General features: G+C 41.6%; 10 protein-coding genes. 4 read left to right on the top strand and 6 right to left on the bottom strand.

Annotation, left to right across the window (positions count from 1 at the left end; genetic code table 11):
- The first annotated feature begins 550 nt into the window (after positions 1 to 550).
- Positions 551 to 742 (top strand): hypothetical protein, encoded by a 192-nt coding sequence (locus tag J8M01_RS09895; RefSeq protein ID WP_211057869.1) that lies wholly within the window; start codon positions 551 to 553, stop codon positions 740 to 742.
- Between the two features lie 356 nt (positions 743 to 1,098).
- Here J8M01_RS09895 and gshA read toward each other — a convergent pair whose 3' ends face one another.
- Both gshA and J8M01_RS09885 read right to left on the bottom strand, forming a co-directional pair.
- Entirely contained in the window at positions 1,099 to 2,676 is a 1,578-nt protein-coding gene (gene gshA, locus J8M01_RS09890) for a glutamate--cysteine ligase (protein WP_211057868.1), read from the bottom strand.
- A gap of 60 nt (positions 2,677 to 2,736) precedes the next feature.
- Positions 2,737 to 3,678, bottom strand: a complete 942-nt coding sequence (locus tag J8M01_RS09885; protein ID WP_211057867.1) for an NADP-dependent oxidoreductase — start codon at positions 3,676 to 3,678, stop codon at positions 2,737 to 2,739.
- A 79-nt stretch (positions 3,679 to 3,757) separates the two neighbouring features.
- Between J8M01_RS09885 and J8M01_RS09880 the strand changes: the two genes are divergently transcribed.
- Positions 3,758 to 5,305 carry a PAS domain-containing methyl-accepting chemotaxis protein gene (locus J8M01_RS09880; RefSeq protein ID WP_211057866.1) on the top strand — a complete coding sequence of 516 codons (1,548 nt, stop codon included), beginning with the start codon at positions 3,758 to 3,760 and terminating at the stop codon, positions 5,303 to 5,305.
- An 86-nt stretch (positions 5,306 to 5,391) separates the two neighbouring features.
- Here the strand turns inward: J8M01_RS09880 and clpB are convergent, their stop codons facing one another.
- From clpB to rluD, 3 genes are all read right to left on the bottom strand, one after another.
- Positions 5,392 to 7,965, bottom strand: a complete 2,574-nt coding sequence (gene clpB / locus J8M01_RS09875; RefSeq protein WP_211057865.1) for an ATP-dependent chaperone ClpB — start codon at positions 7,963 to 7,965, stop codon at positions 5,392 to 5,394.
- Positions 7,966 to 8,054: 89 nt separating this feature from the next.
- Entirely contained in the window at positions 8,055 to 8,780 is a 726-nt protein-coding gene (gene pgeF / locus J8M01_RS09870; RefSeq protein ID WP_211057864.1) for a peptidoglycan editing factor PgeF, read from the bottom strand.
- Positions 8,781 to 8,788: 8 nt separating this feature from the next.
- Positions 8,789 to 9,766, bottom strand: coding sequence for a 23S rRNA pseudouridine(1911/1915/1917) synthase RluD (gene rluD / locus J8M01_RS09865; RefSeq protein WP_192506735.1), 978 nt, complete (start codon positions 9,764 to 9,766; stop codon positions 8,789 to 8,791).
- A 123-nt stretch (positions 9,767 to 9,889) separates the two neighbouring features.
- On the opposite strand from rluD, the gene J8M01_RS09860 reads away from it, so the two are divergent.
- On the top strand, positions 9,890 to 10,648 hold the full coding sequence (locus tag J8M01_RS09860) for an outer membrane protein assembly factor BamD (protein WP_192506734.1): 759 nt from the start codon (positions 9,890 to 9,892) through the stop codon (positions 10,646 to 10,648).
- Between the two features lie 64 nt (positions 10,649 to 10,712).
- On the opposite strand, the gene glnB is transcribed toward J8M01_RS09860, so the two are convergent.
- Positions 10,713 to 11,051, bottom strand: coding sequence for a nitrogen regulatory protein P-II (glnB, locus tag J8M01_RS09855; RefSeq protein ID WP_010362263.1), 339 nt, complete (start codon positions 11,049 to 11,051; stop codon positions 10,713 to 10,715).
- Positions 11,052 to 11,197: 146 nt separating this feature from the next.
- Between glnB and J8M01_RS09850 the strand changes: the two genes are divergently transcribed.
- Positions 11,198 to 11,734, top strand: coding sequence for a GspH/FimT family pseudopilin (locus J8M01_RS09850; protein WP_211057863.1), 537 nt, complete (start codon positions 11,198 to 11,200; stop codon positions 11,732 to 11,734).
- Positions 11,735 to 11,801 lie beyond the last annotated feature (67 nt).

Genomic DNA, 11,801 nt, shown 5'->3' with positions numbered 1-11,801 from the left:
ATTGCAAATGACAACATTGACGATAGTCATGCAATACAATCAGCCACTAACTTTGCAATACAAAACAATAAAAGTGTGTATATTCCTGCTGGTACATTCAATATTAAAAGCACCCTCGATTTCACCATGTAAGAGATTCATATCCGCAAAAATTAAAGTGACTGGCGAAAAAAGAGAGCCCTCAAAACGAGTAACCTCTTCTAATATCAGTTTAATCACGGGGCTTATAGTGTTGAATCACATAACCGAACCTTGTAGCAAACCAATTCGCAACCGCAAGGCGTCGCCATTGATATACCCTTAGTCTCATATCGCTCTCATTACACACAGCTTGATATCACAGGTTCTAATAAAGGGAACAACGGCAAATGGGTAATATGGAGTCGTTTTGAACGATTTATCTATCGGCAATACTTATTAAAGTAATGAACGATATTACGCGATTATAGATGCTGAAAACGGAGGTTCTATCACGACCAATGGCAGGACAGTCCAAGGTTAGTGGCAACACAATGCGGTACTCAAAAACCCCCAGTTAAGAGACAAGTTAGTGGCGATTGGCGGCCTTGGTAACTACGGCAACCAGTCAACACACTCTAATGGTATTATCATACAAACCGCATCTATTCGCTTGCCGGAAAATAGAACTTGGCGAGCACTGCAGGAGCGCATTGCTATATCTGGTAACGCTGCATACCGAGTGACTGTGCCAGATATTAGAGACGATTATGAACCCGTTTAGTCAGAATACACCCTTTATAATTTCGACGGCAATAACCGCTATGGCAAAGTCAGTCATTTTTCTAGCGTTCAGCGAGTTAAATACAAAGTTGAACCTGGAAAAGTATCCGCCAAGCTCAATTACTCTGGCGGTTGTGGTTTATCTCATAGTAAAACTATGGAAGAGAAAACACATTAAAGCTGATTTCACAATAATTGCTGATAATAAATACTAGGCTATGCGAAAAATAAATAAATTTATTTTAATTTGGAACTTTTTTGAAAGGGCTGAGTCATACCTTGTGAATGCAGTAGTTTAGCATTGTTTCATCCCTGATTTATATTTGCGTAGCCTTTTTAGCTACGCTTTTTTTTTGCCTACGCTTTAGCAAAATAATCATCTAAAAAAGCGCTAAAAGACAGCTGGTCATCGTTACTGACTGCTTGCTCCTTTTCTTTAGATTTAGCTGCCTCATTGAGCAGTATTTGTTCGTTATAAACACTATACGGCTGCTGCTTTGACGCTGCTTTATATGTGTGTGCAAGCGACAGCGCCATCACACCAGCATCTTGTTGTTCACTTTTCAATAGCCCAATTAATCTACCTGAATACGTAAGCGAACTATCTGTCACCCAAGCGCTCAACTTTGCAATTGTATTAGAGTAATCTAACGTGTCACACGCGCTGTCCATGTACTTTGCAACCGCCGCAAGATCCGTAAATATTTGCGTCGCCCATTTAGTAATGTTCACTGTGTGCGATGCTTGTTTCAACACCAAATCTGGATTTCTACCTTGATTCACCACATTTTGTAAATTGACCTGCGTCAGTTGCTGCTCATCCCAATCCATTTCTGGTGATGCTTTCAATAAGCAATACGTCAAAAATACATCTAAAAATCGGATCTGCTCAATATCAATACCGGTATCAGCAAAAGGGTTAACATCAAGCGCTCTGATCTCAATGTACTCAATGCCGCCTTTCGCTAATGCTTGAGAAGGTGTTTCACCACTTTCGCTGTTGCGCTTTGGCCTAACAGGTGAGTAAAATTCATTCTCTATTTGCAGAATATTTTTATTTAACTGTTTTGGGTTATCACTTTTGTAATCAGTTAACTCACCGTATAAGTCTGAGTGACAATGAATTGCTGAACGTAAACCCGCAATATACTCATCTAAATTGTTATACGTCACTTTCAATGACGATTGGGCACTGTTCGTATAACCAAGATCGCCAAGGCGCAATGCCGTGCCATGTTCAAGATATAACGTACCTTTACCAATTTTTTCAAATGGTAAAGCACTGTCATTACCTTGTAAGAAAGAGCTACACAAAGAAGGTGATGCACCAAATAAATAGCTCACAAGCCACATTTCTCGCTTAAAGTTGCGGATCAAACCAAGGTACTGTTCCGAGATAAATGCTTGTTTGGGCTGCTTGTCATCATGGAGCTCTTGTAAGCTTTGCCATAATGAGTCTGGAAACGACATATTAAAATGCACGCCAGCAATGGCTTGCATCATACTACCGTAGCGATTTTTTAACCCTTCGCGATACAGTGTTTTCATACGGCCAATATTAGAGTTGCCGAATTGCGCCAAGGCTATGTCATTTTCATCGTTAATAAAACACGGCATACTCATCGGCCACAACAGCTCATCGCCCATATGCTCTAAAGTGAACTTTTGCAAGTCGCGAAGTTGTGCCAACGTCTCTTCTGCATTTTCGCCAGCAGGTGTAATAAACTCGAGTAATGATTCAGAGAAATCTGTCGTAATACTATTATGCGTTAGCGGGTGACCCGCTCCCTCTGGGTGCGAAGTTTGAGCTATTTTGCCACTTGCTTTAATTCTTAGCGCCTCGCGCTCAATGCCTCGTTTTATGCCTTTAATTGCATGCTTATGCTTAGGCTGAGATAAAGTGTCTAATCGTGTTTTAAGTTCTGTAGTAATCAAAAAAGTATCCTCAAGCCAATACGGGCAATGTCATCTCAATGGGGTCAATTGTGTAAATACTCAAGCGGTAATTATAATTTTTCCGCAATAGTTACCTTGCTCCATATAACTATGGGCCCCAGATATATCGTCTAAACAAAATGTTTTATCTTCATGCACTCGAATCTCTCCAGTTTGATATGCACTATATAGCGCTTTTAAGTCCGCTCTATTAGCGCTAACAACAATACCACTTGCGTTAATACCAAGACTCTCTGCTTTAGTGCACATCACATCCTTTGACAAAGTAGGTACCGTTACAACTGAATTGCCCTTCTTTATATGCTCTAGTAATTGCAAACCACATTCGCCGCCGACTAAATCGAGCAAGGAACAGTTATGCTGCGCACTGTCATAAAACGTGTCGTAACTCATAACACTGACATCAAGCGCCTGTAATAACTGATGAGAAGCACGAGCGCTCAGCGCCACAACATCAAAGTCTAGCATTTTCGCAATTTGAATCGCTAAATGGCCTACCCCACCCGTTGACGCATTAATAAACAATGGCTTGTCTTTATGATGCATAAGTTTCTGTAATGCCTGCCACGCTGTCAAACCTGCCAAACATAGACCGGCAATCCGTGGGTTTTCTTGCGCACCAACAACAATTAACTCACTTTGATTGGCATGAACATGAGTCGAATAACACCCAGGCGAATGAGCAAACCCTGCCATAGCAATAATGTGCTGGCCAACCTGAACGTCAGAGACATTTTTACCAACGCTCTCAACCACACCAAATACATCATACCCTAAAGCCATGAACGCCTCAGGTGCTTTATTTTTAGCCACAAAGCCTAATCCCATCCGCGTTTTTACGTCAATTGGATTAACACTGCTGCTGATCACCTTAATTCGAACATCTTCCGCATCAAGATGTGATAGAGTCTGTGAAATATTGGTTAAAGCATCTGCGTTACCAAATTGGTATACGCCATAGGTTTGGGTTGTCTCATTCATTGTTATTCCTAACTTTTACCTATTGTTATAACTGGCTATAATCTAACATAATTTCTGTGTATTCCCTATGGAGAAAAACATGCGTCGAGGGCAATCAATCACGAATGAAGAGGTCACATTTGACGACTCTCAGCAACTCGTATCAACAACAGATTTAAGAGGCGTAACAACGTACGCAAATGAAGCTTTTTGCGCTATCTCTGGGTTTTCTGAGGATGAACTCGTAGGGAAAAATCACAACATAGTGCGCCACCCTGATATGCCCAAAGCAGCATTTAAAGAACTGTGGGAAAAACTCAAAGAGGGGCATTCATGGCGGGGAGTCGTAAAAAATCGTTGTAAAGATGGTCGCTATTATTGGGTCGATGCTTTTGTCACTCCGATTTTTGAACGAGGCCAATTGGTCGGCTACCAATCTGTGCGCGTCAGACCTTCTGAACAATTAAAGCAACGGGCACAACGCTTATACACGGCCATCAATGCGGGTAAACAGGTATGGCATTGGCGTGAAAACATCGGAGTGCGACAAACTATCAGTATATTTGCGATTTTATCGAGCCTTATTTTGCTTACCTTACAAGCGGGGTGGCTTAGCGCAATCATTACCAGTGTATTACTCTTATCATTGCTCTTTATAAACTACGATGAGCTTATAATTACACCCGCCCAATTGGCCAAACAACGTGCTGAATTTGATTCCGTCTCTCGGTATATTTACGATGGGCATGCCCCTTTTAGCATTGCAAAATACAACCAAGGTATGCTGCAGGCCAAGTTACGCACTGTGCTCGGTCGAATGCAAGATTCCACCATTACCTTTAAGGGTATTGCCACCAGCTTAGATGAAAAATCCAGTCATACCGAGCAAGGAATAAAAGCACAAAGCCAACGGTTGAGCTCTATGGCCACCGCGATGTCTCAAATGAGTGTAACAATTGGCGAAATATCTCATAGCACCAGTGAAACTGCCACAAAGGTCGATACAACTCAAGCACATTGCAATGATATCAAAGCGACCATGACTGATAATGCCAGTATGGTTAGCTCTTTGGCCAACCAAGTTGATGAAGCAGCGCAAACAGCAACTACACTCGCAAATGAAGCTGATAAAATTGGCCAAGTCATGACCGAAATCGAAGGAATTGCTGAACAAACAAATTTACTCGCATTAAATGCAGCCATTGAAGCCGCACGCGCAGGCGAACATGGCCGAGGATTTGCTGTTGTCGCAGATGAAGTACGCGCACTTTCATCACGTACACAAAATGCCACTAGCCATATTTATAACTCGATTAAAGAAATCCAAGATACATTACACAACTGGTCAAAAGTCATGCAATCGACCAAAGACCGAGCTGACAACTGTGTACAAGCGAGCCAAGCAAGCCAAGAAGCGCTAGAAACTATTTATAATCAAATAACTGACATTGCCAACTCTGCGCTCGAGATTTCCGCGGCGGCTGAGCAACAACAAGCTGTGAGTACTGACATTAATACCAATATTAATACCATCAGCAATCATGGTGAAGAGAATTTACAGTTAAGCTATAAAGTCGCTGAAGATGCCGCAAAACTGGTCAATAGCGCAGAGAAGGTCAATGGTATGCTCCTAACATTTAAGGTATAAAAACATAACAACTTTCTACATCACAAGCGGCGTAATAACATTATATTATTACGCCGTTCAACACGTTAGAGAAAACCTAGAGTTACTTATTTTAGAAAAACAATTTCTTCATCTTGAACATCAACCACAATACTATCGCCACTGACAAACTCACCAGATAACAACCTTTGTGCTAATGGATTTTCAATATACTGTTGAATAGCCCGTTTTAAAGGGCGAGCGCCAAATACGGGATCGAAGCCACTTTGGGCAATTTTTTCCAAAGCATCTTTGGTCAAATCAAACTGGAAACCTTTTTCATGTAACCTTGCGGTCAGTTTAGTGAGCTGTATCGACGCTATTTTCTTTATGTGCTCTGTGATCAATGGATGAAACACCACGGTTTCGTCGATTCTATTAATAAATTCAGGTCTAAATTGCGTTGCTAGTTCATTCATGACCCGTTTTTTTAGACCCACATAATCATTGTTACTTGCTTGCTCTTGAACAATATCTGAGCCCAAATTTGAGGTCATGATGATCACGGTATTCTTAAAGTCCACCGTACGACCTTGGCCGTCAGTCAAGCGACCATCGTCTAATACTTGCAGCAATATATTAAATACGTCTGGATGTGCTTTTTCAACTTCATCGAGCAATACAACTGAATATGGACGACGTCTTACCGCCTCAGTTAAATATCCGCCTTCTTCATACCCTACGTACCCGGGAGGCGCTCCGACGAGTCGTGCCACCGAGTGCTTCTCCATAAATTCTGACATATCTATTCGGACCATGGCATCTTCAGTATCGAACATAAAGTGTGCCAATGCTTTGGTCAGCTCCGTTTTACCAACGCCTGTTGGTCCTAAAAATAAAAATGAACCAATAGGTCTATTAGGATCGGCCAATCCAGCCCTAGAGCGACGAATCGCATTGGAGACCGCATGAACAGCTTCATCTTGACCAATTACTTTGTCGTGTAACTCATCTTCCATTGCGAGTAGTTTTTCTCGTTCACCTTGTAGCATTTTTGCCACGGGGATCCCTGTCCAACGCGATAATATTTCTGCGATTTCATCTTCACCGACTTGATTTTTAAGCAAGTTCATTTCTTGCATTTCCGCTTGTGATGCTAAATCAAGTTTGCGTTCTAATTCGGGAATTCGGCCGTATTGCAATTCTGACATGCGCTGCAAGTCACTTGCCCGTCTGGCAACTTCTAAATCTAAGCGGCTTTGTTCCAACTCAGCTTTTATAACTTGTGTACCCTGCAATGACGCTTTTTCAGCATTCCAAACTTCATCTAACTCTCGATACTCCCCTTCCAGTTCAGATATTAACGTTTGCATCTGTGAACGACGCTTTTGGCTCGCTTCATCTTTTTCTTTAGCCAATGCATTATCTTCGAGTTTAAGCTGAATGATCCGACGCTCTAACTTATCCAACTGTTCAGGCTTTGAGTCAATTTGTAGGCGTATAGAGCTCCCTGCCTCATCAATCAAATCAATTGCTTTATCTGGCAATTGGCGATCAGAAATATAACGATGTGACAAGTTGGCCGCTGCAACAATTGCTGGGTCGGTGATATCAACAGAATGATGTAACTCGTACCGCTCTTTTAACCCTCGCAATATTGCGATGGTGTCTTCCACATTTGGCTCACTGACAAATACTTTCTGAAAACGGCGCTCCAATGCAGCATCTTTTTCAATATATTGTCGATATTCATCAAGAGTGGTTGCTCCCACACAGTGTAGTTCTCCGCGCGCCAAAGCGGGTTTAAGCATATTGCCTGCATCCATTGCGCCGTCTGTTTTTCCAGCGCCAACCATCGTATGTATTTCATCAATAAATAAAATAACTTGGCCTTCTTCCTTTGATAGCTCGTTGAGAACAGATTTCAAACGCTCTTCAAACTCACCTCGGTACTTTGCCCCTGCTACCAATGCACCTAGATCAAGCGAAAGAACACGTTTATTCTTCAATCCTTCAGGGACCTCGCCATTGATAATTCGTTGTGCCAGCCCTTCAACTATGGCTGTTTTACCGACCCCAGGCTCACCAATTAAAACAGGGTTATTTTTAGTTCTACGTTGTAAAACCTGAATCGTACGCCGAATCTCATCATCTCTGCCGATAACGGGATCTAACTTCCCTTGCTCGGCACGCTCGGTTAAATCAACGGTGTACTTTTCCAGCGCTTGACGTGTTTCTTCTGCATTTGGGTTATCAACCTTTTGACCGCCTCGAATGGCTTTTATTGCCGCCTCGATTTTAGGTTGAGTAATATTCAGTGCCTTAAAAATTTCGCCTAAGTCAGCTTTGTCTTCGCACGCTGAAAAAACAAATAGTTCGCTTGATATATATTTATCTTTACGCTTTTGTGCGTACTTATCACATAAGTTGATCAAACCAATTAAATTATGTGATAACTGAACGTCTCCACCAATGCCTTCAACTTTAAATACTTTCTCAATGGCTTGAGATAATTTGGTATTCAACTCATCAGCACTAATCCCAGCTTGCGCTAGCAGTGCACGTACACTTGAACCTGTTTGCTGCAACAAGGCATACATCAAATGCACAGGTTCAATAAATTGATGGTCTCGGCCCAAAGCCAATGATTGGGCATCAGAAAGTGCTGCTTGAAATTTACTGGTAAATCGGTCCAAACGCATAAGGTATATACCTATTTATAACTATAACTTGTTATTAAATGGGTATGATTTGTGAAATGTTCAAGTCAAAAAGCTGAAAACTCTTCGGATTAATTACGCCAGATCACACTGGCCATTCGACCTGTTTGACCATCACGTCGATAAGAGAAAAAATGTTGAGAGTCGGTGACTGTACATAGTTTATCAGTATACACCTTAGTCACGCCTAATTCGGCTAACTGACGAGTCGCAATCGCGAATATATCGGCCAAATATTTACCCGTATTTTGTTTAACAAAGTCGCTACAATGTGCGCTATCTAAATCACAAAATTGCGTAACAACTTCAGGGCCAACCTCAAACGCTGTAGGGCCGATAGCTGGGCCTAACCAAGCAAAAATATCACTCGGGTTACAATGAAACTTCGCTAACGTATTCGCCAATATACCAGCAGCCAAAGGTCGCCACCCGCCATGCACGGCAGCAACTTCTCCACCGCATTTGCTTGCTAATAATATAGGTAAGCAATCAGCGGTCATAATGGCAAGCGGCTGCAAACGAGCGTTAGTATACAAAGCATCGGCTTGCGGCCATGGCGTAACTGGCTTTTTTTCATTTACGACAAATACACAGTTACCGTGTATTTGTTCAAGCCAAATGGCTTTAGCAGGTAGATAAGCACTAAGCGCTTGATGATTTTTCACAACGATGTCGTGTACGTCACCCACATGATACCCTAGGTTAAAACTTAGGAATGGCCCAGTCGATGCACCACCACATCGTGTGGTTGATAATGCACCAACTTTATCTTGAATAGGCCAATTAGGAAGGATCACAGCAAAAACTACAATGCCAAATCGGGATTTTCTTTTGTATCTGCGCGTAACGCTTCAGTGACTATTTGCATGTCATCAGGAATAGGCGCTTCCCATGTCATAATTTCACCTGTAATTGGGTGAGCAATACTCAATTTGATCGCATGCAGTGCTTGGCGTTTGAAGTCTCTTAGTTGAGCAAATAACTCAGGTGTGGCATTACGTGGTGGGCGTGGTCGGCCACCGTAAAGTTGATCGCCAATGAGAGGATGATTTAAATGCGCCATGTGAACACGAATTTGGTGGGTACGACCCGTTTCTAGTCGTAAACGTAAACGCGTGTGTGCTCTAAACTTCTCAGCAACACGGTAATGCGTGATTGCCGGTTTACCCATTTCATGAATAGCCATATGTGTACGCTTAGTTGCATGACGACCTATCGGCTTTTCAACCATGCCACCCGCGGTCATTGTGCCATTACATAAAGCTTCATACTCACGGGTAAAGTTTTCACGCGCCTGTAAGTTCTTTACCAAATGAGTTTGTGCCTGAATTGTTTTTGCTACCACCATCAAGCCTGTCGTATCTTTATCTAGACGATGCACAATACCTGCACGAGGCACATTAATAATATCAGGGTGATGATGCAGTAGTGCGTTTAATACAGTCCCATCAGGGTTGCCCGCACCAGGATGCACAACTAAGCCCATAGATTTATTGATCACTAAAATATCATCATCTTCATAAACAATATTTAACGGGATATCTTGTGCCTCATATTCACGAGGTGCTTCAATAAGCGTTTCAATAGCCACCACTTCACCACCTAGTAACTTTTCTCTAGGCGTATTAAATACTTCACCATCAACGGTGATTTTATCATCCAAAATCCAAGTTTTTATTCTTGAACGTGAAAAATCGGGGAACAATTGCGCCAAAATTTGGTCTAGACGTTTACCACCTAGCTCAGTAGGGACTTCAGCTTGAAGAGAAATTTGCTCTGACATCTGTAACTTTACCTAAATTACCAGTGCAAGCTTTGCTCGACTGGGTTAGAATCGCATAATTGCATAGTTTACTCGGTTTTGCCCACTTGGCCTAGCCGAAGACAACAAAGGTAGTAAAATAAAATGATAATGAACTTAGGGAAGCGCGCCTTTGCTATCGTAGTAAGCGCCTCATTTTTAGGATTAGCGGCATGTTCGTCCGCACCAGAACAAGAAGATATCGAACGCGTACCAAATAAATCAGCGCAAGCATTATATGATGACGCAAAACAAACATTAGACTCCGGACTTTATGCTAGAGCCATTGAACTATTAAGTGCTATCAACTCTCGCTACCCATTTGGCCCTTATTCACGCCAAGTACAGATGGATTTAGTGTTTGCACATTATCAAACAGGCAATACAGAACAGGCGCTTGCCACTATCGACCGTTTTATTCGCTTAAACCCAAACCATAAAAACTTAGACTACATGTATTACATGCGTGGCTTGGTAAATATTAAAGCGGATAAAAATGCGTTTCAAGAATACTTTGGTGTTGACCGAGCTGACCGCGATGCAAGTCGCACTAGAGTTGCTTTTCAAGACTTATCTACACTCGTAAAAAGCTATCCGAGTAGCCCTTATATACCAGAAGCTAAGAAGCGTCTCGGTTGGTTGTTAAATAGAATGGCTCGATACGAAATAAAAGTGGCTGAATATTACTTTGAACGTGAAGCGTTCCTTGCGGCTGCTAACCGTGGAAAATATGTTGTTGAGCATTACTCTCAAAGTAGCTACCTCAATGAAGCCCTTATGATCATGGAAAAAAGTTATGACAAACTGGGATTACGTGATTTAAGTGAGCATGCTAAGCAAACTAGAGCACTAAACAAGCGTTAACTTCTTATTGAATAACAAAAAGCCGCAATATTAATGCGGCTTTTTAGTTTAGAACCAATCCCATTTAAATCGCTTCTTCGTCTTCTTCACCAGTACGAATACGTACAACGCGCTCAACATCAGTCACAAATATTTTTCCATCACCTATTTTACCTGTTTGCGCCGTCTTGAGAATAACATCAATAGCCCTATCGACATCTTCATCTGCTAATACAATGTCGAGCTTAACTTTAGGCAGAAAATCAACCATGTATTCAGCACCACGGTACAGCTCTGTATGTCCTTTTTGACGGCCAAACCCCTTTACTTCACAGACAGTCATACCCGTAATACTAATATCTGATAATGCTTCTCTTACATCATCTAATTTAAATGGCTTTATTATTGCTTCTATTTTCTTCATGATTCTTTAGTTTTCCATTGGCAGTGTGTCGATTTTAGTCAATCCTAAAACCGTTAGCAAACAAAGAGATTGGATCTGAACAAAAAACAACGTCATAATGAGTAAAACTAAAGTATGAACCTCGCTCTTTAGCCTTGGAGTATACAATGAGAAATATACGTGGCTTCACCTTAATCGAATTATTAATCGCAATTGCTATCTTGGGCATACTCGCCGCTCTCGCCTTATCTGGTAGCAACAACTTAGCACAAAACAATCGTTCAGAAGCATTTTTGCTCGACTTAAAAAGAACTATCTCATTTGCCAGAGCAAAGGCAACAACCAGTGATGAAATTGTCATTGCTTGCCCTGTCAACCCTTCGAAGCTGGCGACCCGTAGTAATATGTCGTGTGAGAATAACTGGTCGAATAACAATGTCATCGTGTTTATTGACGCCGATAATAGCGGTGCTTTTGACAACAATGATACTTTATTACGTGCTATGGATTTATTACCTAACGGTGATAAATTAACATTTAATGGCTCACTCAGAATTCGCTTTGATAGTAGTGGCAGAGTAACATCTTCCACTGGTAGATTTATTTATTGCCCATCAGGTGGTGACGAAAAGAGCAAAGAACTCACATTGGCTGTATCGGGTAATGCTTTTTATAAAGGCGATGTCACACAAAGCTGTCCATAACAAAATAAAAGAGTAACGATACATATCGTAAACATGGGTTGAATTGACGAATTCTCGTTTTTGACTA

The sequence above is a fragment of the Pseudoalteromonas sp. MMG005 genome, from assembly GCF_018101015.1.
Lineage (GTDB): Bacteria > Pseudomonadota > Gammaproteobacteria > Enterobacterales > Alteromonadaceae > Pseudoalteromonas > Pseudoalteromonas aurantia.
Note: the sequence above shows the minus strand (reverse complement) of the source record. Positions and strands in the feature narration are given on the sequence as shown.

Bases quoted from the DNA above. Each gene is read 5' to 3' on its own strand.
- J8M01_RS09885 (WP_211057867.1), bottom strand. From the start codon at position 3,678: ATGAATGAGACAACCCAAACCTATGGCGTATACCAATTTGGTAACGCA.
- J8M01_RS09880 (WP_211057866.1), top strand. From the start codon at position 3,758: ATGCGTCGAGGGCAATCAATCACGAATGAAGAGGTCACATTTGACGAC.
- clpB (WP_211057865.1), bottom strand. From the start codon at position 7,965: ATGCGTTTGGACCGATTTACCAGTAAATTTCAAGCAGCACTTTCTGAT.
- rluD (WP_192506735.1), bottom strand. From the start codon at position 9,766: ATGTCAGAGCAAATTTCTCTTCAAGCTGAAGTCCCTACTGAGCTAGGT.
- J8M01_RS09860 (WP_192506734.1), top strand. From the start codon at position 9,890: ATGATAATGAACTTAGGGAAGCGCGCCTTTGCTATCGTAGTAAGCGCC.
- glnB (WP_010362263.1), bottom strand. From the start codon at position 11,051: ATGAAGAAAATAGAAGCAATAATAAAGCCATTTAAATTAGATGATGTA.
- J8M01_RS09850 (WP_211057863.1), top strand. From the start codon at position 11,198: ATGAGAAATATACGTGGCTTCACCTTAATCGAATTATTAATCGCAATT.